General features: G+C 60.8%; 19 protein-coding genes. 7 read left to right on the forward strand and 12 right to left on the reverse strand.

Translation table 11 applies throughout. From position 1 onward, the window contains the following. Positions 1-69 precede the first annotated feature (69 nt). The 5 genes from HYI44_RS04570 to HYI44_RS04590 form a co-directional block, all read right to left on the reverse strand. The gene (locus HYI44_RS04570) at positions 70-1,038 is read right to left on the reverse strand and encodes a CDP-6-deoxy-delta-3,4-glucoseen reductase (protein WP_122841048.1); all 969 of its coding nucleotides are present in this window, start codon (positions 1,036-1,038) and stop codon (positions 70-72) included. Next, the gene (gene ubiD, locus HYI44_RS04575; RefSeq protein ID WP_045059657.1) at positions 1,038-2,504 is read right to left on the reverse strand and encodes a 4-hydroxy-3-polyprenylbenzoate decarboxylase; all 1,467 of its coding nucleotides are present in this window, start codon (positions 2,502-2,504) and stop codon (positions 1,038-1,040) included. Before ubiD ends, HYI44_RS04570 begins: the two co-directional genes overlap by 1 nt. A gap of 139 nt (positions 2,505-2,643) precedes the next feature. Further along, positions 2,644-3,903: a transcription termination factor Rho gene (gene rho / locus HYI44_RS04580; protein WP_007942421.1), complete on the reverse strand. Its 1,260-nt coding sequence runs from the start codon at positions 3,901-3,903 to the stop codon at positions 2,644-2,646. 249 nt (positions 3,904-4,152) lie between these two features. Then, positions 4,153-4,482, reverse strand: coding sequence for a thioredoxin TrxA (gene trxA / locus HYI44_RS04585; protein WP_003206727.1), 330 nt, complete (start codon positions 4,480-4,482; stop codon positions 4,153-4,155). Positions 4,483-4,605: 123 nt separating this feature from the next. Next, positions 4,606-5,310 (reverse strand): FadR/GntR family transcriptional regulator, encoded by a 705-nt coding sequence (locus HYI44_RS04590; RefSeq protein WP_045059658.1) that lies wholly within the window; start codon positions 5,308-5,310, stop codon positions 4,606-4,608. Positions 5,311-5,566: 256 nt separating this feature from the next. Between HYI44_RS04590 and HYI44_RS04595 the strand changes: the two genes are divergently transcribed. The 5 genes from HYI44_RS04595 to ppx all read left to right on the forward strand — a co-directional run bounded on the left by HYI44_RS04595 (position 5,567) and on the right by ppx (position 10,150). Then, entirely contained in the window at positions 5,567-6,352 is a 786-nt protein-coding gene (locus HYI44_RS04595; protein ID WP_122841047.1) for a transporter substrate-binding domain-containing protein, read from the forward strand. A 21-nt stretch (positions 6,353-6,373) separates the two neighbouring features. Beyond that, on the forward strand, positions 6,374-7,042 hold the full coding sequence (locus HYI44_RS04600) for an amino acid ABC transporter permease (protein WP_045059660.1): 669 nt from the start codon (positions 6,374-6,376) through the stop codon (positions 7,040-7,042). After that, a complete protein-coding gene (locus HYI44_RS04605) occupies positions 7,039-7,689 on the forward strand; it encodes an amino acid ABC transporter permease (protein ID WP_225568873.1) in 651 nt (216 codons plus the stop codon). The genes HYI44_RS04600 and HYI44_RS04605 overlap by 4 nt, the downstream gene beginning before the upstream one ends. Next, a complete protein-coding gene (locus tag HYI44_RS04610; RefSeq protein ID WP_045059662.1) occupies positions 7,676-8,413 on the forward strand; it encodes an amino acid ABC transporter ATP-binding protein in 738 nt (245 codons plus the stop codon). Before HYI44_RS04605 ends, HYI44_RS04610 begins: the two co-directional genes overlap by 14 nt. 234 nt (positions 8,414-8,647) lie before the next feature. Then, positions 8,648-10,150: an exopolyphosphatase gene (ppx, locus tag HYI44_RS04615; RefSeq protein ID WP_122841045.1), complete on the forward strand. Its 1,503-nt coding sequence runs from the start codon at positions 8,648-8,650 to the stop codon at positions 10,148-10,150. Between the two features lie 215 nt (positions 10,151-10,365). Here ppx and ppk1 read toward each other — a convergent pair whose 3' ends face one another. Together ppk1 and hemB are read right to left on the reverse strand one after the other, a co-directional pair. Then, complete coding sequence (gene ppk1, locus HYI44_RS04620; RefSeq protein ID WP_122841042.1) at positions 10,366-12,588, reverse strand: polyphosphate kinase 1; 2,223 nt, start codon at positions 12,586-12,588, stop codon at positions 10,366-10,368. A gap of 18 nt (positions 12,589-12,606) precedes the next feature. Further along, entirely contained in the window at positions 12,607-13,620 is a 1,014-nt protein-coding gene (gene hemB / locus HYI44_RS04625) for a porphobilinogen synthase (RefSeq protein WP_122841041.1), read from the reverse strand. Positions 13,621-13,828: 208 nt separating this feature from the next. On the opposite strand from hemB, the gene HYI44_RS04630 reads away from it, so the two are divergent. Beyond that, positions 13,829-14,461 (forward strand): DedA family protein, encoded by a 633-nt coding sequence (locus HYI44_RS04630; RefSeq protein WP_122841040.1) that lies wholly within the window; start codon positions 13,829-13,831, stop codon positions 14,459-14,461. A 265-nt stretch (positions 14,462-14,726) separates the two neighbouring features. After that, entirely contained in the window at positions 14,727-15,395 is a 669-nt protein-coding gene (gene elbB / locus HYI44_RS04635; RefSeq protein WP_225568874.1) for an isoprenoid biosynthesis glyoxalase ElbB, read from the forward strand. 158 nt (positions 15,396-15,553) lie between these two features. On the opposite strand, the gene HYI44_RS04640 is transcribed toward elbB, so the two are convergent. The 5 genes from HYI44_RS04640 to HYI44_RS04660 all read right to left on the reverse strand — a co-directional run bounded on the left by HYI44_RS04640 (position 15,554) and on the right by HYI44_RS04660 (position 21,489). After that, a complete protein-coding gene (locus tag HYI44_RS04640; RefSeq protein ID WP_045059668.1) occupies positions 15,554-16,009 on the reverse strand; it encodes a YaiI/YqxD family protein in 456 nt (151 codons plus the stop codon). Positions 16,010-16,109: 100 nt separating this feature from the next. Beyond that, positions 16,110-18,008 (reverse strand): FTR1 family protein, encoded by a 1,899-nt coding sequence (locus tag HYI44_RS04645; RefSeq protein ID WP_225568875.1) that lies wholly within the window; start codon positions 18,006-18,008, stop codon positions 16,110-16,112. Between the two features lie 215 nt (positions 18,009-18,223). After that, positions 18,224-18,856 (reverse strand): homoserine/homoserine lactone efflux protein, encoded by a 633-nt coding sequence (rhtB, locus tag HYI44_RS04650; RefSeq protein WP_122841034.1) that lies wholly within the window; start codon positions 18,854-18,856, stop codon positions 18,224-18,226. A 141-nt stretch (positions 18,857-18,997) separates the two neighbouring features. Then, complete coding sequence (locus tag HYI44_RS04655) at positions 18,998-19,579, reverse strand: mechanosensitive ion channel family protein (protein ID WP_045059671.1); 582 nt, start codon at positions 19,577-19,579, stop codon at positions 18,998-19,000. After that, positions 19,579-21,489, reverse strand: coding sequence for an ATP-binding cassette domain-containing protein (locus HYI44_RS04660; protein WP_045059672.1), 1,911 nt, complete (start codon positions 21,487-21,489; stop codon positions 19,579-19,581). Before HYI44_RS04660 ends, HYI44_RS04655 begins: the two co-directional genes overlap by 1 nt. Between the last annotated feature and the right edge of the window lie 42 nt (positions 21,490-21,531).

A 21,531-nucleotide genomic window follows, 5' to 3' on the forward strand; every position in this document is an offset into this window, starting at 1 on the left:
CAGCCTGCGGCAGCTCCTACAAGGGCAAGGTCAGAATCGCAGGCCAAGATCGCGGATCAAGATCGCGGATCAAGATCGAGGCGCATACGCAAATACATCCGCACGCATCTGATGCGCGTCCATCCCGGCTTCTACCAGCGCGTCCAGCGTGCCGTACACCATCGCTGGCGAGCCACTTGCGTAGACATGCAACGGCTTCAGGTCGGCGAAGTCCTCGCAGACCGCCTCGTGCAGCATACCGCAACGCCCTTCCCAGCCGCATTGATCGCTCACGACTTTATGCAGGAACAGGTTGGGCAGCTTCAGCCATTCGTCCCAGTGCTCGATTTCATAGAAATCTTCAGGCCGACGCACGCCCCAATACAGGTGGACCGGATGCTTGAAACCTGCGGCTCGACAGTGCTCGATCAGGCTATGAATCTGGCCCATGCCGGTTCCCGCAGCGATCAGCACCAGCGGGCCGTCGGGCAACTCCGCCAGGTGGGTGTCGCCAAATGGCATCTCGATGCGCACCATCGCCTTGCGTTGCAGCTGATCTACCAGGCTCAGCGCACTGCTTTCGCGCGCCAGCACGTGTATTTGCAGGTCCCGGCCCGAATGGGGCGCCGAGGCCAGGGAAAAGGCCGACTTCTCGCCATTCTCCCGCTCGATCATCAGATACTGTCCGGCGTGATAGCGCGGCGGCTTGCCGGCAGGCGCTCGCAAGCTGACGCGCCAGGTGTCGCCACCCACGTCCCGGCACTCGATGACCTGACACGCCAAGCTACGCACAGGTAATTCTCCCAGCGAGAGCACGCCATCCCACAGCACGACACAGTCTTCCAGCGGCTGCGCAATGCAAGTGTAGAACTCACCGTGATCGCGCACATCGCCGCTCTGCTCGACGCGGCCTTCCACCAGCAGCGCGGCGCACACATGACAGTTGCCGTTGCGACAGCTTTGCGGGCAGTCGTAGCCCAGGCGCCGCGCCCCATCGAGAATCCGCTCGCCGGGCAGAATCTGTAGCACCGCTCCGGAAGGCTGCAAAGTTACACGCATCAATCTATTCCTAACTGATTCCAGATGGCATCGACCCGTTTGGTCACGGCTTCGTCCTTGACGATGACCCGGCCCCACTCGCGAGTGGTTTCACCCGGCCATTTATGCGTGGCATCGAGCCCCATCTTCGAACCCAGGCCGGATACCGGCGAAGCGAAGTCCAGGTAGTCGATCGGCGTGTTGTCGATCATCACCGTATCGCGCTTGGGGTCCATGCGCGTGGTGATGGCCCAGATCACGTCGTTCCAGTCTCGCGCGTTGATATCGTCATCAGTGACGATAACGAACTTGGTGTACATGAACTGTCGCAAAAACGACCAGACACCCAACATTACCCGCTTGGCATGGCCGGGATATGACTTCTTCATGGTTACGATAGCCATGCGGTACGAGCAGCCTTCGGGCGGCAGGTAGAAGTCGGTGATCTCCGGGAACTGCTTTTGCAGAATCGGTACGAACACTTCGTTCAGGGCCACGCCGAGAATCGCCGGTTCATCCGGCGGACGGCCGGTGTAGGTGCTGTGGTAGATCGGCTTGATGCGGTGAGTGATGCGCTCCACCGTGAACACCGGGAAGCTGTCGACTTCGTTGTAGTAGCCGGTGTGGTCGCCGTACGGACCTTCATCCGCCATCTCACCCGGATGGATCACACCTTCAAGGATGATCTCGGCGGTGGCCGGCACTTGCAGGTCATTGCCACGGCACTTCACCAGCTCGGTGCGGTTGCCGCGCAGCAAACCGGCGAAGGCGTATTCAGACAGGCTGTCCGGCACCGGTGTCACGGCGCCGAGAATGGTCGCCGGATCAGCGCCAAGCGCTACGGAAACCGGGAACGGCTGCCCAGGATGCTTCTCACACCACTCGCGGTAATCCAGCGCACCACCCCGGTGACTGAGCCACCGCATGATCACCTTGTTGCGGCCGATCACTTGCTGACGGTAAATACCGAGGTTCTGGCGGTCCTTGTTCGGACCTTTGGTGACGGTCAGGCCCCAGGTAATCAGCGGGCCGACGTCGCCTGGCCAGCAGGTCTGCACTGGCAGCATCGCGAGGTCGACGTCGTCGCCTTCAATGACCACTTCCTGGCAGACCGCATCCTTGACGACTTTTGGCGCCATGGCGATGATCTTGCGGAAAATCGGCAGCTTGGACCAGGCGTCTTTCAGGCCCTTGGGCGGCTCGGGCTCCTTGAGGAAGGCCAGCAGCTTGCCGATCTCGCGCAACTCGCTGACGGCTTCCGCCCCCATGCCCAGCGCCACGCGCTCAGGCGTACCAAACAGGTTGCCGAGCACCGGGATGTCATAACCCGTCGGGTTTTCGAAAAGCAGCGCGGGGCCCTTGGCGCGCAAGGTGCGATCGCACACCTCGGTCATTTCCAGCACAGGGGACACCGGAACCTGGATGCGCTTGAGCTCGCCGCGCTTTTCCAGACCGCTGATAAAGTCGCGCAAGTCGCGATACTGCATGCGTGAGCCTCGTTTTGGCCGTGGCGTTCGGGGGAGGCAGTTTAGCGCCGAACCCCGCTGTTCAGAACCACGAACTGCCATTGATCAAAAATCAGATAGCAAAAAGCCGGGTTTCCCCGGCTTTTGCTGATCTATCGACTTACTTGCGTTTCATCGACAGGAAGAACTCATCGTTGGTCTTGGTCGTTTTCAGCTTGTCGACCAGGAACTCGATGGCAGCGATCTCGTCCATCGGGTGCAGCAGCTTGCGCAGGATCCACATGCGCTGCAACTCGTCATCGGCCGTCAGCAACTCTTCGCGGCGAGTGCCGGAACGGTTGATGTTGATAGCCGGGAAGACACGCTTTTCAGCGATACGACGATCCAGCGGCAGTTCCATGTTGCCCGTGCCTTTGAATTCCTCGTAGATCACTTCGTCCATCTTCGAGCCGGTTTCAACCAGCGCGGTGGCGATGATGGTCAGCGAACCGCCTTCCTCGATGTTCCGCGCGGCACCGAAGAAACGTTTCGGTTTCTCCAGGGCGTGGGCATCGACACCACCGGTGAGTACCTTGCCGGAGCTCGGGATCACGGTGTTGTAGGCACGAGCCAGACGCGTGATGGAGTCGAGCAGGATCACCACGTCTTTCTTGTGTTCGACCAGGCGCTTGGCCTTCTCGATCACCATCTCGGCAACCTGCACGTGGCGGGTTGGCGGCTCATCGAACGTCGAGGCAACCACTTCGCCACGCACGGTGCGCTGCATTTCGGTTACTTCTTCCGGACGCTCGTCGATCAGCAGCACGATCAGATGAACTTCAGGATTGTTACGCGCGATGTTGGCTGCGATGTTCTGCAGCATGATGGTCTTACCGGCTTTCGGCGGTGCCACGATCAAACCACGCTGGCCTTTGCCGATCGGGGCGCACAGGTCGATGACCCGACCGGTGAGGTCTTCGGTGGAACCGTTGCCGGCTTCCATCTTCATGCGCACAGTCGGGAACAACGGGGTCAGGTTCTCGAAGAGAATCTTGTTTTTCGCATTCTCGGGACGATCGTAGTTGATCGTGTCGACCTTGAGCAGCGCGAAATAACGCTCGCCTTCCTTGGGAGGGCGGATCTTGCCAACGATGGTGTCACCGGTGCGCAAGTTGAAGCGACGAATCTGGCTTGGCGAGACGTAGATATCGTCTGGGCCAGCGAGATAGGAAGCGTCAGCGGAGCGAAGGAAGCCGAAGCCGTCCTGGAGAATCTCCAGCACGCCATCACCGGAGATTTCCTCGCCGCTTTTCGCGTGCTTTTTGAGCAGGGAGAAAATCACGTCCTGCTTGCGCGAACGGGCCATATTTTCTATGCCCATCTGTTCGGCCAATTCGAGCAGTTCGGTAATCGGCTTTTGCTTGAGTTCAGTCAGATTCATATAGGAATGACGTAATCATTTATGGAGGGGGGGAAATTAAGCTTTTGGCTTAATGAGGCCGCGCCGCAGAGAAGGCGACAGGATCGCGTACTTATTCGAAAAGGAGTGCGTCGGCGACGGCTAGCAGGGGGCAAAGGAGAAACCAGTGCGGGGCCGAATGTACCACCTGAGTTTCGGAGCGTCTAGCCCTCGATAACGAAAAAGCCCCGCAAATAGCGGGGCCTTTTTTCAGACACTTTATTACGACGCTTAGATGTTGGCGTCCAGGAAAGCGGCCAATTGCGACTTCGACAGTGCGCCGACCTTGGTCGCTTCAACGTTACCGTTCTTGAACAGCATCAGCGTCGGGATACCGCGCACGCCGTGCTTGGCCGGGGTTTCCTGGTTTTCGTCGATGTTCAGCTTGGCAACGGTCAGCTTGCCTTTGTAGGTTTCTGCAATCTCGTCCAGGACAGGAGCGATCATTTTGCAAGGGCCGCACCATTCAGCCCAGTAGTCGACCAGCACAGCGCCTTCGGCCTTCAGTACATCGGCCTCGAAGCTAGCGTCGCTAACGTGTTTGATAAGATCGCTGCTCATGGAAGTCTCCAGGTTGTAAGCAAAAAAACGTGGCCCATCATAGCCGCCCTTCCCTCGTTCAGGAAGCTGCAGATGATTGACTCTTGCTATGGTGCCGCATGAGTTTGGGTATAGCTCAATTCATCAGGCGGCGGGGGCGATGAAGGCAATTCCGGTGCGCAGCGCGGCATTGCGCACGTGTTCCTGCATCGCCTTCTGTGCGGCGCCGGACGCCCGGCGTGCCAGTGCGCGGAGAATCTTGCGGTGCTCCTGCCAGGTTTCCATGGCGCGCTCGGCCCGGATGAACGGTAGCTTCTGGCTCTCCAGGAAGATGTCGGCACTGGCGGTCAGGATACTCAGCATCGCCTGATTGCCGCTGGCCAGCAGGATGCGCCGGTGAAACTCGAAATCCAGGCGCGCCGCCGCTTCAAAGTCGCCCACCTTCAACTCGTTGCGCATCGCGGCCACGTTGTCTTCCAGCGCATCGAGCTGGACAGTACTTAACGTCACCGCTGCCAAGCCCGCAGCAAACCCCTCCAGGGCATAGCGCAACTGGAAGATGTCCAGGGGCGACGCCTGTGCCGCGAAGGGCCAGCTCAACGCCGCGTCGGACCGCGCCAGGTCCACGGGCGCCTGCACAAACACCCCTTTGCCCGGCTGGATGCTGATCAGCCCCAGGGCACTTAACGACGACAGCGCTTCGCGTAACGACGCCCGGCTCACGCCCAATTGCACCGCCAGGTCCCGTTGCGAGGGCAAGGCATCCCCCGGCCCGAACCCCTGCTCGGTGATCAGTTTACGGATGGCTTGCAGCGCCACTTCAGGAACGGCTCGGGAGATGGAATTCATGGTTTTTCAGACGAACCGGATGAATGAGCGGACAGTTTTAAAGCTATTCGCAGCGTCCGGCAAGTCGTGCCCCATGGGGGTTCGCAGAGTTATGACGATGCGCTATCAGGGTGCGAATCAGGGCTCAACTGTTCAGACCAGTAAGACCGAGCAAACCCAGTAAACCCGGGGGCTGTGCCACCCGAAACCGATACTTGGCATGGCCCGTGCTCTGTCGATCCGCAGAAATCACTTCTCGCCGATTCGGAGATTTGCCATGACCCAGCGTTACAGCGCCCTCCTCGCAGCCCTGTTTGCCAGCCTGATGCTGAGCCAGGCGCCCGCCCACGCCGATGGCCTGGAGGACGTGGTCAAGCGCGGCGTCCTCAAAGTTGCCGTGCCACAGGACTTCCCGCCCTTCGGCTCGGTGGGTCCGGACATGAAGCCTCGCGGCCTGGACATCGACACTGCCAAGCTGCTGGCGGACCAGCTCAAGGTCAAACTCGAACTGACCCCGGTCAACAGCACCAACCGCATTCCGTTCCTGACCACCGGCAAGGTCGACCTGGTGATTTCCAGCCTTGGCAAGAACGCCGAACGCGAGAAGGTCATCGACTTCTCCAGCGCCTACGCGCCCTTTTACCTCGCGGTGTTCGGCCCGCCAGAGGCCACGATCGAGACGCTGGATGACCTCAAGGGCAAGACCATCAGCGTCACCCGTGGCGCCATCGAAGACATCGAGCTGACCAAGGTGGCCCCGCAAGGCGTGACCATCAAGCGCTTTGAAGATAACAATTCGACCATCGCCGCCTACCTCGCCGGCCAGGTCGATCTGATCGCCAGCGGCAACGTGGTGATGGTGGCGATCAGCGAGAAGAACCCCAAGCGCGTGCCGGCTTTGAAAGTGAAGCTCAAGGATTCGCCGGTCTACGTCGGGGTGAACAAGAACGAGCCGGCGCTACTGGGCAAGGTCAACCAGATCCTCGCTACTGCTAAAACAGACGGCGCACTGGAGAAAAACTCCCAGACCTGGCTGAAAGAGCCACTGCCGGCCGATCTCTGATCGTCGCTCGGGAGATTTGACATGGCTTATCAGTTCGACTTTCTACCGGTGGTGCAAAATACCGACCTGCTACTGCGCGGTGCGTTGTTCACCCTTGAACTGACCGCCATTGGCGCGGTATTCGGGGTGGCGCTCGGCATCGTCGGCGCGCTGGTACGGGCGTGGAACATTCGCCCGTTCTCGGTGATTTTCGGGGTTTACGTCGAGTTGATCCGCAACACACCCTTCCTGGTGCAGTTGTTTTTCATCTTCTTCGGCCTGCCGTCACTGGGTGTGCAGATTTCCGAATGGCAGGCCGCCGTACTGGCGATGGTGATCAACCTGGGCGCCTATTCCACGGAAATCATCCGTGCCGGCATTCAGGCGATCCCCCGAGGCCAGCTGGAAGCCGCCGCAGCGCTGGCGATGACTCGCTTCGAAGCGTTTCGCCACGTCATCCTGCTGCCGGCGCTGGGCAAGGTCTGGCCAGCCCTGAGCAGCCAAATCATCATCGTCATGCTCGGCTCGGCGGTCTGCTCGCAGATCGCCACCGAAGAGCTGAGTTTCGCCGCCAACTTCATTCAGTCGCGCAACTTCCGCGCCTTTGAAACCTATGCCCTGACCACGCTGATCTACCTGTGCATGGCGTTGCTGATTCGCCAGCTGCTGAACTGGATCGGCCGTCGTTACATCGCAAGGAGCAGCCAATGAGCGATTTCACCTTCTGGGACATCGTGCGCAACCTGCTCACGGGCCTGCAATGGACGCTGGCGCTGTCGCTCGTGGCGTTCATTGGCGGCGGGCTGATCGGCCTGCTGGTCATGGTCATGCGCATCTCGAAGAAAGCCTTGCCGCGCAATATCGCGCGCACCTACATCGAACTGTTCCAGGGCACGCCGCTGCTGATGCAGTTGTTCCTGGTATTTTTCGGTGTGGCGCTGGCGGGTGTGGAAATCTCAGCGTGGATGGCCGCGGCCGTAGCACTGACCCTGTTTACCAGCGCCTACCTGGCGGAGATCTGGCGCGGCTGCGTCGAGTCGATCCCCAACGGCCAATGGGAAGCCTCATCGAGCCTGGCGCTCAACCCGCTGGAGCAATTGCGCTACGTGATCCTGCCGCAAGCGCTGCGCATCGCCGTGGCGCCAACCGTAGGCTTTTCGGTGCAAGTGGTCAAAGGCACGGCGGTCACCTCGATCATCGGCTTCACCGAGCTGACCAAAACCGGCGGCATGCTCGCCAACGCGACCTTCGAACCGTTCATGGTCTATGGCCTCGTCGCCCTTGGTTACTTCCTGCTTTGCTACCCCTTGTCCCTCAGTGCGCGCTACCTGGAAAGGAGACTGCATGCCTCTGCTTAGAATTTCCGCCCTGCATAAATATTACGGCGATCACCACGTGCTCAAAGGCATCGACCTCAGTGTCGAGGAAGGCCAGGTGGTGGCCATCATCGGCCGCAGTGGCTCGGGCAAATCGACCTTGCTGCGCACGCTCAATGGCCTGGAGTCGATCAATGATGGCGTGATTGAAGTCGACGGCGAATACCTCGACGCCGCCCGTGCCGACCTGCGCACTCTGCGACAGAAGGTCGGGATGGTGTTTCAGCAGTTCAACCTGTTCCCCCACCTGACCGTTGGCGAAAACGTGATGCTCGCCCCGCAAGTTGTGCAGAAGGTACCGAAGGCCAAAGCCCGGGAACTGGCGCGCGAAATGCTGGAGCGGGTCGGGCTCGGGGAAAAGTTTGATGCATTCCCGGATCGGTTGTCCGGCGGGCAGCAGCAACGCGTGGCAATCGCCCGGGCATTGGCGATGTCGCCGAAGGTGTTGCTGTGCGACGAAATCACCTCGGCGCTGGACCCGGAATTGGTCAATGAGGTGCTGAGTGTGGTTCGGCAACTGGCCAAAGACGGTATGACGCTGATCATGGTCACCCACGAAATGCGCTTTGCCCGGGAGGTTGGGGATAAGTTGGTGTTCATGCACCTGGGCAAGGTGCATGAGGTGGGAGACCCGAAGATCTTGTTTGCCAACCCGCAGACGGCAGAGCTGGCGAACTTTATTGGGACCGTGGAGGCGACAGTCTGAAAGTTCTGCAGGGCCTGTGATGGCCTTATCGCGGGCAAGCCCGCTCCCACAGGATCATGTGTTGAAACAGGATTGTGTGTTCGACGCCAAAACCTGTGGGAGCGGGCTTGCCGCGATTGCCTGCGCAGCGGTCATCTACAGGGTTGCGCAGGATCAAGGGTTTGAACACTGCGCGTTGGCGTCAGCCTTTGATCGTGGCACGATGTCGAGGTTATCGACCGAGACCTCCAGACCATGCCGCAATCCCAAGCCAAGAATCTGTCCCTGATCGCCGCAATCGACCTGGGCTCCAACAGCTTTCACATGGTCGTGGCCAAGGCCCAGAACGGCGAAATCCGTATTCTCGAGCGTCTCGGGGAGAAGGTTCAGCTGGCAGCAGGTATCGACGAAGAGCGCCAGCTCAACGAAGAATCCATGCAGCGCGGGCTCGACTGCCTGAAACGCTTTGCCCAACTGATCAACGGTATGCCCCAGGGCGCCGTGCGGATCGTGGGCACCAACGCCCTGCGCGAAGCGCGTAATCGCAATGAATTCATCCGTCGCGCCGAGGAAATCCTCGGTCACCCGGTGGAAGTCATCTCCGGCCGGGAAGAAGCGCGCCTGATCTACCTTGGCGTGTCCCACACCCTCGCCGACACCCCGGGCAAGCGCCTGGTGGCCGACATCGGCGGCGGCAGTACCGAGTTCATCATCGGCCAGCGCTTCGAGCCACTGCTGCGCGAAAGCCTGCAAATGGGCTGCGTGAGCTTCACCCAGCGCTATTTCAAGGACGGCAAGGTCACACCGGCTCGCTACGCCCAGGCTTACACGGCGGCGCGGCTCGAGATCATGAGCATTGAACATGCTCTGCACCGCCTGACCTGGGACGAAGCCATTGGCTCCTCGGGCACCATCCGCGCGATAGGCCTGGCACTGAAGGCCGGCGGGCATGGCAGCGGCGAAGTCAACGCCGAGGGCCTGGCCTGGCTCAAGCGCAAGCTGTTCAAGCTGGGGGACGCCGACAAAATCGATTTCGAAGGCATCAAGCCCGACCGTCGCGCAATCTTCCCGGCCGGCCTGGCGATCCTCGAAGCCATCTTCGACGCCCTTGAACTGCAACGCATGGACCACTGTGAAGGCGCACTGCGTGAAGGGGTGCTCTACGACCTGCTGGGCCGTCATCATCACGAAGACGTCCGTGAGCGCACCCTGAGCTCGCTGATGGAGCGTTATCACGTCGACCTGGAACAAGCGGCGCGGGTAGAACGCAAGGCGCTGCACGCCTTCGACCAGGTAGCCGAAGATTGGGACCTGGATGACGGTGTCTGGCGCGAACTGCTGGGCTGGGCGGCCAAGGTCCACGAAGTGGGCCTGGACATCGCTCACTATCATTACCACAAGCATGGCGCCTACCTGATCGAGCACTCGGACCTCGCCGGATTCTCCCGCGAAGACCAGCAGATGCTCGCACTGCTGGTGCGCGGCCATCGCCGTAACATTCCCCGGGACAAGTTTGCCGAGTTCGGCAGTGACGGCAGCAAGCTGATCCGCCTGTGCGTGCTGCTGCGCTTCGCGATCCTGTTCCACCACATCCGTGGCACCCAGGAAATGCCCCAGGTGGTCCTGCGGGCCAATGGCGACAGCCTGGATGTGTTGTTCCCGGCCAACTGGCTGGATGAAAACCAGCTGACCCAGGCGGATTTTGCCCTGGAAGCGGAGTGGCTTACCCGGGTGGGCTTCACCCTCAACGTCCGGTAGTGCCCCTGTAGGAGCGAGCTTGCTCGCGATGCACGTGAACGATAAAGCTGGCAGCCTGACACCCCGCAGCGCTCTCAGGTTTTTCGCGAGCAAGCTCGCTCCTACATTGATTGCAGCGAGTGTGGTGATTGCAGTTGCGGTGATTGTGACGGCAGTGACGGCAGCAAAAAAAATGGCGATCCGCAGGGATCGCCATTTTTTATGCCCCTTGAGGCTTAACGCACTGCCAGGATCGGGCTGCCCAACCGCTCCAGCAACGTCGCCTGCGCACTGCGCGGGTTCTGGTTGCCGGTAGGCGTGTTGCGGATGTAACGGCCGTCCGACTGCAAGCTCCAGCTGTGGGTGTTGTCGGTCAGGTACAGCTCCAGCTCTTTCTTGACCCGCATAATCAGCTTCTTGCCTTCTACCGGGAAGCAAGTCTCGACCCGCTTGTCGAGGTTGCGCTCCATCCAGTCGGCGCTGGAGAGGAACATCTGCTCTTCCCCGCCATTGAGGAAGTAGAACACCCGCGTATGCTCCAGGAAGCGCCCGATGATCGAGCGCACATGGATGTTGTGCGAAACCCCGGCGATGCCCGGCCGCAGGCAGCACATGCCGCGCACGACCAGGTCGATGCGCACCCCGGACTGACTGGCCTTGTACAGCGCGCGAATGATCTTCGGATCAGTCAGCGAGTTGAACTTGGCAATGATGTGTGCCGGCTTGCCTTCCAGGGCGAACTGCGTTTCCCGGGCAATCATGTCGAGCATGCCCTTTTTCAGGGTGAACGGCGCATGCAGCAGTTTCTTCATGCGCAGGGTCTTGCCCATGCCGATCAACTGGCTGAACAGCTTGCCCACGTCCTCGCACAACGCATCGTCGGAGGTCAGCAAGCTGTAGTCGGTGTACAGACGGGCGTTGGCTGCGTGGTAGTTGCCGGTGCCCAAGTGAGCGTACCGCACGATCTCCCCGGCCTCGCGACGCAGGATCAGCATCATCTTGGCGTGGGTCTTGAACCCCACCACGCCGTAGATCACCACTGCACCGGCCGCTTGCAGGCGGCTGGCCAGTTGCAGGTTGGACTCTTCATCGAACCGCGCGCGCAATTCGATCACCGCGGTGACTTCCTTGCCGTTACGGGCAGCATCCACCAACGCGTCGACGATTTCCGAGTTGGCACCGGAGCGGTACAGCGTCTGGCGCACGGCCAATACATGCGGGTCTTTCGCGGCCTGGCGCAACAGGTCGACCACCGGGGTGAACGACTCGAACGGGTGCAGCAACAGGATGTCCTGCTTGCTGATCACGCTGAAGATGTTCTCGCTGTTCTGCAGCAGTTTCGGAATCTGCGGGGTGAATGGCAGGTATTGCAGCTCGCGCTGGCTGTCGAGGCCGGTGATGCTGAACAAACGGGTCAGGTTGACCGGCCCGTTGACCTGATACAGCTCGGTCTCGTGCAGATTGAACTGCTTGAGCAGGTAGTCGGAGAGGTGCTTGGGGCAAGTGTCAGCCACTTCCAGTCGCACCGCATCGCCATAACGACGGGAGAACAGCTCACCACGCAGCGCGCGGGCCAGGTCTTCAACGTCTTCAGTGTCGACCGCCAGGTCGGCGTTACGGGTCAGGCGGAACTGATAGCAGCCCTTGACCTTCATGCCCTGGAACAGGTCATCGGCGTGCGCGTGGATCATCGACGACAGGAACACATAGTTGTCACCGGAGCCGCCCACCTCCTCCGGCACCTTGATCACTCGCGGCAGCAGGCGCGGAGCAGGGATGATCGCCAGGCCAGAGTCGCGGCCAAACGCATCGATGCCTTCCAGTTCGACGATGAAGTTCAGACTCTTGTTCACCAGCAACGGGAACGGGTGAGTCGGGTCAAGGCCGATCGGCGTGATGATCGGCGCAATCTCGTCGCGGAAGAACCGGCGCACCCAGGTCTTGATCTTGGTGGTCCAGTGACGGCGACGGATGAAGCGGACCTGATGTTTCTCCAGCTCCGGCAGCAGAATATCGTTGAGAATGGCGTACTGGCGGTCGACATGACCATGCACCAACTCGCTGATGCGTGCCAGGGCCTGATGCGGTTGCAAGCCATCGGCGCCCGCCTGCTCACGGGCGAAGGTGATCTGCTTCTTCAGGCCGGCCACACGAATCTCGAAGAACTCGTCCAGGTTGCTGGAGAAGATCAGCAGGAACTTCAGCCGCTCCAGCAACGGGTAGGACTCATCCAGTGCCTGTTCCAGCACGCGAATGTTGAACTGCAGCTGCGAAAGCTCGCGATGGATGTACAGGCTGCTGTCATCCAGGCCGGGAATGGCAATCGCAGGCGCCGCCACCGCGGCTTCGACGACCACTGCGGGTGGCGCTGGCTCCAGCTCCGGCGGTGTTTCGGCGACTTGCTCCACCACGGGTTGAGCCTCTTTTACGGCAACTTCAGTGAGTCCTTCGGTATTCATGGAATGTTCCTGGGAGGGCTATTTTTGCTCTCGTAACAATTGAGCGGCACGGACGGCAAAGTAGGTCAGGATGCCGTCGGCGCCTGCGCGTTTAAAAGCGGTCAGGGATTCGAGTATCACCCCTTCGCTCAACCAGCCATTCTGGATCGCCGCCATGTGCATGGCATATTCGCCGCTGACTTGATAAACAAACGTCGGCACTTTGAATTCTTCTTTGACCCGCCACAGGATGTCCAGATACGGCATGCCTGGCTTGACCATGACCATGTCCGCGCCTTCTGACAAGTCCGCCGCCACTTCGTGCAGCGCCTCGTTGCTGTTGGCCGGGTCCATCTGGTAGGAGGCCTTGTTGGCCTTGCCCAGGTTCAGCGCCGAACCCACCGCATCGCGGAAGGGACCGTAATAGGCGCTAGCGTATTTCGCCGAGTAGGCCATGATCCGCACGTTAACGTGACCGGCCAGCTCCAGCGCCTCGCGGATCGCCTGGATGCGCCCGTCCATCATATCGGACGGCGCCACCACCTGGGCGCCGGCTTCGGCATGGGACAGGGCCTGGCGGACCAGTGCATCGACGGTAATGTCGTTCTGCACATAGCCTTCTTCATCGAGAATACCGTCCTGGCCGTGGGTAGTGAACGGATCCAGGGCAACGTCGGTGATCACACCCAGCTCGGGGAACTGCGCACGTAATGCGCGGGTGGCGCGCTGGGCAATGCCATTCGGGTTCCAGGCTTCGGCCGCGTCCAGCGACTTGAGCTCCGCCGGCGTCACGGGGAACAACGCCAGCGCGGGAATACCCAGCTCGACCCACTTGGCGGCCTCTTCAAGCAACAGATCAATGGTCAGGCGCTCGACGCCCGGCATCGACGCCACCGCTTCGCGACGATTCTCACCGTCCAGTACAAATACCGGCAGGATCAGGTCGTCGACGCTGAGGACGTTTTCACGAACCAGGCGGCGCGAGAAATCATCACGACGATTGCGTCGCAGACGGGTGGCTGGGAACAGGCGGTTGGCGGGGGTAAAGCTCACGGCAGACTCCTGAGCCCGCGCTGGCGGGCGAGCATGACAGTTATAAGCTGCCATTATGACCGTCGTATTACAGTTATGTGCACACCTGTGACAGGTAGTCGCATTCCATTGTCCTTGCAGGAAATGTTCACGTCGAGACACATTTGGACACTTTCATGAATGTGCCCGAAGGGTTAGGCTGCGCGTTCATTTCGCCAGCACCCAGACAATGCTCCAGCAATTTCTTCAGGAATTCGGGTATTTCGCCCTCTTTCTCGGCACGTTCTTCGAAGGCGAAACCATTCTGGTACTCGCGGGCTTCCTTGCGTTCCGCGGTTACATGGACATCAAGATCGTCACCATAGTCGCGTTCTGTGGCAGTTATGCGGGCGATCAGCTGTGGTATTTCCTTGGCCGCAAGCACGGGCGCAAATTGCTGGCGCGCAAGCCGCGCTGGCAGTTGATGGGCGATCGGGCGCTGGAACACATCCGCAAGCACCCGGACATCTGGGTCCTGAGCTTCCGCTTCGTCTACGGGTTACGCACGGTAATGCCCGTGGCGATCGGTCTGTCGGGCTATCCACCGGGACGTTATCTGTTGCTGAACGGGATTGGCGCGGCGATCTGGGCTTCGGCACTGGCGGCGGCCGCGTATCATTTTGGTGCCGTGCTGGAAGGCATGCTTGGCAGCGTCAAGAAGTACGAGCTATGGGTGCTGGGCGCCCTGCTGGTCCTGGGCGTGGGCCTGTGGCTGCGCCGGCGCTTCAAGAACGCCCAGCTGGCCAAAAAAGTCTATGCCGACGAGCAGGCATTGAAAGCTGAACAGGCCAAGGCCGCAGCGCCCAAGACGCCCACCGAATAAAACGGTCCCTGCACCCCGTAGAGACCGCTCCTGCTCGCCCGATGCGCCCCCCGCACGTCGCACCCCTGCGCGCGTCGCCACGCCGCGTGACAGACGCTCGCAAATAATGAACACCCTGGCTTCGTTGCGATCCATTTAGAAAGCCTTCTGCTCCGGGCCAGCCCCATGTTGGGGCGGCGCGCCCTGGTTGTTACCGCACATTATCCCTATGGCAACGAGTGGCGAATTAGTGGACATTTAACGCCATGAACAAGGAGAAAAGCCCATGAGCAAAAAAATCGCAGTGATCCTTTCCGGTTGTGGCGTCTACGACGGTGCCGAGGTCCACGAGAGCGTGATCACCCTGTTGCGGCTGGACCAGCGTGGCGCTCAGGTGCAGTGTTTCGCCCCCAATATCTCGCAGTTGCATGTGATCAACCACCTCACGGGCGAGGAAATGCCCGAGTCGCGTAACGTGCTGGTTGAATCGGCGCGAATCGCCCGTGGGAACATCAAGGACATCCGCGAGGCCAGCGTAGAGGACTTCGATGCGCTGATCGTGCCTGGCGGGTTTGGTGCGGCGAAGAACCTGTCGAACTTCGCCATCGAAGGTGCCGGCTGTACCGTGCAACCTGACGTCCTGGCGCTGACTGAAGCCTTTGCCGAAGCAGGCAAGCCAGTCGGGCTGATCTGCATCTCGCCCGCCCTGGCGGCGAAGATCTACGGCCCAGGTGTGACCTGCACCATCGGCAACGATGCCGATACCGCCGCGGCCATGAACAAGATGGGGGCGACCCATGCCGAGTGCGCGGTCACCGACATTGTCGAAGACAAGGCGCGCAAACTGGTGAGCACGCCAGCGTACATGCTGGCGCAGTCGATCAGTGAAGCGGCCTCAGGGATTAACAAACTGGTGGATCGCGTGCTCGAACTGACTCACGAAAACGACGCGTGATGCAGGCATGAGTGTGGGCTTGGGCAGTGTGGAAGCGACCCTGCTCGCGATAGCGGAGTGGCCGCCGCAAGCGATGTTGACTGTGCCGGTGTCATCGCGAGCAGGCTCGCTTCCACAGGGGGCCGCTCACAGGATTTCGTCTCAGGTTCGAGGTGGGCTCAGGGCTTGCGGGACAGTCGAGTCAGGATACGGTCCAGCGAATTGGCGAACGCTTGCTTCTCACGTTCGCCAAAGGGCGCTGGCCCCCCGCTCATCTGGCCTTGTTCACGCAGGTCGGTGAACAGGTTACGTACAGCCAGCCGGTCGCCCATGTTCTGCGCGTCAAATTCCTTGCCTCGCGGATCCAGCACGGTGACGCCGTTCTTCACCAATCGGTCGGCCAGCGGTACGTCACTGCAAATCACCAGCTCGCCCGGCACTGCGTGTTCCACCAGATAATCGTCCGCTGCATCCGGGCCGCTGGGCACCACGATCAATTTCACCAGTGACAGGCCCGGCTTGATTTGCGGTTGGCCGGCCACCAGCACCACTTCAAACTGGCGCTTGAGAGCGAACTTCACTACCAGGTCCTTGGCCGCCCGTGGGCAGGCGTCGGCATCTATCCAAACGCGCATCACATTTCCTCTGAAAAACCGAACAGATCGCAGCCGGCATCGACATGCCTACTCCCTGTAGGAGCTGCCGCAGGCTACGATCTTTCCAGGTTTACTCGGGTCAGGAAACCTGAACCCGACGCTTCTGCGCCAACCAGCTACGCCCATACAGCACGATTATCGCGATAATCGCCACCATCTGGGCACTTAACGAGTAGGCATCCGCGTGAATGCCCAGCCAGTCGAATTCGAAGAATGGCACCGGACGCGTGCCGAAAATCCCCGCCTCCTGCAATGCCTTGACCCCATGACCGGCAAACACCACCGATAGCGCGCACAACAACGCGGCGTTGATGCTGAAGAACAACGACAGCGGCAGCTTGGCCGAGCCGCGCAGGATCACCCAGGCCAGCCCCACCAGCAATACCAGCGCAGTGGCACCGCCTGCGAGCACTGCGTTATGCCCGGCAGGACCCGCCTGCAGCCACAGGGTCTCGTAGAACAGGATCACTTCGAACAACTCACGATAAACCGAGAAAAACGCCAGGGTCGCAAACCCGAACCGTCCGCCGCCGCCCACCAGGCTGCTCTTGATGTAATTCTGCCAGGCCGCGGCGTGGCGACGATCGTGCATCCACACCCCGAGCCACAGCACCATCACGCTGGCGAACAACGCGGTGGCACCTTCAAGCAACTCGCGCTGCGAGCCGCTGACGTCGATAACGTAGGCGGCCAGACCCCAGGTGGCAAGGCCGGCCAGCAGCGCCAGGCCCCAACCGACGTTAACGCTGCGTACCGCAGATTGCTGGCCGGTGTTGCGCAGGAATGCGAGGATCGCCGCCAGCACCAGAATCGCTTCCAGACCTTCGCGCAGCAAAATCAACAACCCGGAAATGTAGCTCAGGGACCAGCTCAAGCCATCGCTGCCCAACAGGCCGGCAGACTCTTTCAATTTACCTTTCGCAGTATCCAGGCGCTGCTGGGCGTGGGCCACCGGCAAGCCATCCTGCAGGGACTGGCGGTAGGCCATCAGGGATTTTTCGGTGTCTTTGCGTACATTGGCGTCGACGTTGTCCAGGGAGCTCTCGACCAGCTCAAACCCTTCCAGGTACGCCGCCACCGACAAGTCATAGGCCTGATCGTGATCCCCGGCCCGGTAGGCAGCGATGCTCTTGTCCAGCGTGGCTGCGGTGTAATCGAGCAGTTGCGCCGGGCCACGTTTGACCTGCGGCGGCTGAGCGCGCTGCGCACGATAGGCCGCGGCGGCCTGCGGACCTTCGCCAGCCTGCACTTCGGCAGGCGTCTGACGGGCGAGGTCGGCAATGTTGTAGGTCTTTTCAACAGCGCCAGCATCCGGGGCGGCGCTGAAGCTGGCAATGTAGGTGGCCAGGTCCCAGCGCTGGCGATCATCCAGTTGATCGGCGAACGCTGGCATGTCGGTGCCCTCGATACCCAGGCCCAGGGTGCTATAGATCGCATAGAGGCTCAGGTGATCCATGCGCACGCTGTCGCGCAGATTCGACGGTGGCGGTGTCAGGCCGACGCCTGCCGGGCCATCGCCGGCTCCCGCATCACCATGGCACACCGAGCAATGCTGGGCGTACAACGGCGCACCTCGGGTCGGATCGGGGGTAATGATCGGTGCCTGGCTGATTTCATAGGCCACTGCCAGCTTTGCCGCGAGCTGCCGGGACTGACGAGCCACGTCGGTGCCATCCTGACGCTCGGTAATGGCGTTGCGCAGCGAATTGACGCCCTGCAGCAAAGCGGCTTGCTCCGGTTTGGCCGGCATTGCACTGATCAAGCCTTGCACGGCCTGGAGCGAATCGAGCTGATCTCGATAACTGGACTCCTTGACCACCCTGCCTGCCTGCACCGTCTGCGGGTAATCCGCTGCGATGTAATCGAGCCCATGCAGCGCCTGTGGGGCGCCGTCCACGGGGTCGGCCAGCAGTCTAGTGCTGCATAAGGCTGCCAAGGGGATTAACAGCCAGGCCAGGAATCGCGACGGGGCAATCATGAATGAATCTCAGTAGGAAATACGAAGTTACATATTGTTCACTTCGAATGAGATTCACTCAAGCGTTGTTCGCAGGCTCGATGCCGATTGTCTGGTTATTTTGCGATTGCTTGTCCCGCGCACCGCGCGGTAATCAGCTTTCGGCTTCGGGTTATACGGATGGGCATTCAACAAAAAAGCGACCCGCAGGTCGCTTTTTTTCCAGCATCGGGGCTTTACGCTGCGGCTTTGCGCAACGTCGCCATGAACGCTGCCGCGCCGATAAACAAACCGGCAAACGTGCGGTTCATGCGTTTCTGCTGCTGGGGAGTACGCAACATGCGCAGCACCTTGGACGCCAGGCCGGTGTAACCGGCCATGACGATCAGGTCGACGCAGACCATGGTGGCGCCGATCACTAAATACTGGATCAGCAGTGGCGCATGGGGGTCGATGAACTGCGGCAGCACCGCCAGCATGAACACCAGGGCCTTGGGGTTGCTGATGTTGACCAGGAAACCACGGAACACCAGGGCCATCGGCTTGCCGATCTGGCGCACTGCGGCATCGTCGCTCATGTCATTGGGCAATGCGCGCCATTGCTTGATCGCGAGGAATACCAGGTAGGCGACGCCAAACCACTTGATCGCATGGAAGGCTGTGGCCGACGCTGTGAGGATCGCGCCAACACCGGCACCCACAATGGCAATCTGCACCGCCAGGCCGATCTGCAGGCCCAGGGCGTTCCAGTAACCGCGCCAGAAACCGTATTGCAGACCACTGGACATCGACGCAATGGCGCCGGCACCGGGAGACAGGCTGATCACCCAGCAGGCGGCAAAGAACGCCAGCCATGTTTGAAGCTCCATTGCACACCTCGACCGAGACTCTTTTGACAGGTCTCTAAGCTAATGCGGCTCGGGGGGAAAAGCAAAAGATCGCAGCCTCCGACAGCTCCTGCATGGAAACGCGCCTCCTGTAGGAGCTGCCGAAGGCTGTGATCTTGAGGATTACTTCTCGAACCCGCTCGAAGGAAACACATCACTCCCCCGCCACCGCCGAACCGAACGCTGGAAGAACAGGCTGTTGGGCACTTGCACCATGGCACTGCCGGTGCCCAGCTCTTCGGCCTCGATCAAGGTGGTGTAGAGCAGATTGATCGCGATCACCCGCCCCTTCACGCCCGGCTTGTCGGTGGTATCGACCAGTTCGACCACGTCGCCAATGCGAAACGGCCCCACGGTGAAGATCAGGATCGCGCACAGCAAGTTGGACAGCACGCTCCACATGGCGAAGAACGCCACCGCCGCGACCGCAACAAAACCGGACAATGCTGTCCACAGCACTGTCGCGGACACGCCCAGGCGCTCCAGCACGAAAATCAGCGCACTGCCCATGATCAGCCAGCGCAGGCCGCCTCGCAGCGGCAGCAGCAGCTGAGGGGGAAACGGATAACGCTCCCCCAGGCGGTTCAGGCATTTGGCAACAAAGCGCTGGGCGATGTAACCCGCGAGCAAAATCAGCAGGATCTGCAGCACCAGCCACAGCGGCTCTATCCACATGGCAGACAGCGGCAGCCTGAAGGCCTCCATCAGGACAACGCCTCCAGCTCCGCCTGCATGCTTTCGAGCAACTCGAGGGCTTCCATCCAGGACTCCTCGAGCTCGGCTTCACGCACTTTCAGCTTTGCCTGTTCGGCCAGCAGGTCACGCAAATCGTTCTTGCGGGCCGGCTCGTAGATATCGCTGTCGCCCAGGCTCACGTCGATTTTGGCCAGCTTTTCGTGCAGCTTGCCCAGTTCGGCTTCGAGCTTGTCGGCCTCGCGCTTGTGCGGCGCCAACTGCTGGCGCAAGGCAGCGGCGGCCTGGCGCTGGGCTTTCTTGTCGGTCTTGTCCGGATTGACCGGCGTGTTGCTGACCGGCGCATTGCGCTGGCGATACTCCACCAGCCAACGGGTGTAGTCGTCCAGATCGCCGTCGAACTCCTCGACCTTGCCATCGGCGACCAGGTAGAAATTGTCAGTGGTGCTTTTGAGCAGGTGGCGGTCGTGGGAGACCACCAGGACCGCACCAGTGAATTCCTGCAAGGCCATGGTCAGCGCCAGGCGCATTTCCAGGTCAAGGTGGTTGGTGGGTTCGTCGAGCAGCAGCAGGTTCGGCCGGTCCCAGGCGATCAATGCCAAGGCCAGGCGCGCTTTCTCGCCCCCGGAGAAATTCAGCACCGGCTCGTCGATGCGCGCACCGCGGAAGTCGAACCCCCCGAGGAAGTCCCGCAACGTCTGTTCGCGCTCGGTAGGCGCCAGGCGCTGCAAGTGCAGCAACGGGCTGGCCTTGGAGTCCAGGGAGTCAAGCTGATGCTGGGCAAAGTAACCGACGACCGTGTTTTCGCCACGGGTCAGTCGACCGGCCAAGGGCTCCAGCTCACCCGCAAGGTTCTTGATCAGGGTCGACTTACCGGCACCATTAGGGCCGAGCAAACCGATCCGTGCGCCAGGGGTCAGTTGCAGCTTGACCTTCTCCAGCACGGTTTTCTCGCCGTAGCCCAAGCGGGCATCGGACAGGTCGATCAGCGGGCTGGAAATCTTCGTCGATTCGCGGAAGACGAAGTCGAACGGCGAATCGACATGGGCCGCAGACAACTCTTCCATCCGCTCCAGCGCCTTGATCCGGCTTTGGGCCTGACGGGCCTTGGTGGCCTGGGCCTTGAAGCGCGCGATGTAGCTTTCCATATGCGCTCGCTGCGCCTGCTGCTTCTCGTAGGCCTGTTGCTGTTGGGCCAGGCGTTCGGCACGGGCACGCTCGAACGCGGTGTAGCCACCGCGATACAGCGTGATCTTGCGCTGATCGACGTGGGCCACGTGGTCGACCACCGCATCGAGGAAATCCCGGTCGTGGGAGATCAGCAACAAGGTGCCCGGATAACTTTTCAGCCACTCCTCAAGCCAGATGATGGCGTCGAGGTCCAAGTGGTTGGTGGGTTCGTCGAGCAGCAATAAGTCCGAGGGGCACATCAGTGCCTGCGCCAGGTTCAGGCGCATCCGCCAGCCACCGGAGAAATCCCCGACCTGACGATCCATCTGTTCGTTAGTGAACCCCAGGCCGGCCAGCAGCTTGCGAGCCCGGGCATCAGCGGTGTAGCCATCGGCGCTGTCGAGTTCAGAGTGAAGGCGGGCCTGAGCGGCACCGTCGTGCGCCGCTTCCGCCGCCGCCAGGTCATGTTGCACCTCACGCAGGCGAAGGTCGCCATCGAGCACGTAGTCGACCGCAATGCGTTCGAGCGTCTCGATTTCCTGGCGCATGTGGGCGATGCGCCAGTCGGCCGGCAGGAAGCAGTCACCCGAGTCCGGGTGCAGCTCACCCCGAAGCAGGGCGAACAGGCTCGATTTGCCGGCGCCATTGGCACCAATGAGGCCGGCTTTGTGGCCGGCGTGCAGGGTCAGCTCGGCGTCTTCTAGCAGACGTTGCGGGCCACGCTGTAAAGTCAGGTTCTGAAGTCGAATCATAATGGCGGCGGAGTCTACCAGCTTCGCTCGCAACTGGCGCGA

Source organism: Pseudomonas sp. Y24-6, assembly GCF_020295325.1.
GTDB classification, from domain to species: Bacteria; Pseudomonadota; Gammaproteobacteria; order Pseudomonadales; family Pseudomonadaceae; genus Aquipseudomonas; species Aquipseudomonas gregormendelii.

Coding starts and splice junctions, on each gene's coding strand:
- HYI44_RS04630 (WP_122841040.1), top strand. CDS start 13,829: ATGCTCCAGCAATTTCTTCAGGAATTCGGGTATTTCGCCCTCTTTCTC.
- elbB (WP_225568874.1), top strand. CDS start 14,727: ATGAGCAAAAAAATCGCAGTGATCCTTTCCGGTTGTGGCGTCTACGAC.
- HYI44_RS04605 (WP_225568873.1), top strand. CDS start 7,039: ATGAGCGATTTCACCTTCTGGGACATCGTGCGCAACCTGCTCACGGGC.
- HYI44_RS04655 (WP_045059671.1), bottom strand. CDS start 19,579: ATGGAGGCCTTCAGGCTGCCGCTGTCTGCCATGTGGATAGAGCCGCTG.
- HYI44_RS04590 (WP_045059658.1), bottom strand. CDS start 5,310: ATGAATTCCATCTCCCGAGCCGTTCCTGAAGTGGCGCTGCAAGCCATC.
- rhtB (WP_122841034.1), bottom strand. CDS start 18,856: ATGGAGCTTCAAACATGGCTGGCGTTCTTTGCCGCCTGCTGGGTGATC.
- ppk1 (WP_122841042.1), bottom strand. CDS start 12,588: ATGAATACCGAAGGACTCACTGAAGTTGCCGTAAAAGAGGCTCAACCC.
- HYI44_RS04640 (WP_045059668.1), bottom strand. CDS start 16,009: ATGCGCGTTTGGATAGATGCCGACGCCTGCCCACGGGCGGCCAAGGAC.
- trxA (WP_003206727.1), bottom strand. CDS start 4,482: ATGAGCAGCGATCTTATCAAACACGTTAGCGACGCTAGCTTCGAGGCC.
- HYI44_RS04595 (WP_122841047.1), top strand. CDS start 5,567: ATGACCCAGCGTTACAGCGCCCTCCTCGCAGCCCTGTTTGCCAGCCTG.
- rho (WP_007942421.1), bottom strand. CDS start 3,903: ATGAATCTGACTGAACTCAAGCAAAAGCCGATTACCGAACTGCTCGAA.
- ppx (WP_122841045.1), top strand. CDS start 8,648: ATGCCGCAATCCCAAGCCAAGAATCTGTCCCTGATCGCCGCAATCGAC.
- HYI44_RS04645 (WP_225568875.1), bottom strand. CDS start 18,008: ATGATTGCCCCGTCGCGATTCCTGGCCTGGCTGTTAATCCCCTTGGCA.
- HYI44_RS04610 (WP_045059662.1), top strand. CDS start 7,676: ATGCCTCTGCTTAGAATTTCCGCCCTGCATAAATATTACGGCGATCAC.
- ubiD (WP_045059657.1), bottom strand. CDS start 2,504: ATGCAGTATCGCGACTTGCGCGACTTTATCAGCGGTCTGGAAAAGCGC.
- HYI44_RS04570 (WP_122841048.1), bottom strand. CDS start 1,038: ATGCGTGTAACTTTGCAGCCTTCCGGAGCGGTGCTACAGATTCTGCCC.
- HYI44_RS04600 (WP_045059660.1), top strand. CDS start 6,374: ATGGCTTATCAGTTCGACTTTCTACCGGTGGTGCAAAATACCGACCTG.
- HYI44_RS04660 (WP_045059672.1), bottom strand. CDS start 21,489: ATGATTCGACTTCAGAACCTGACTTTACAGCGTGGCCCGCAACGTCTG.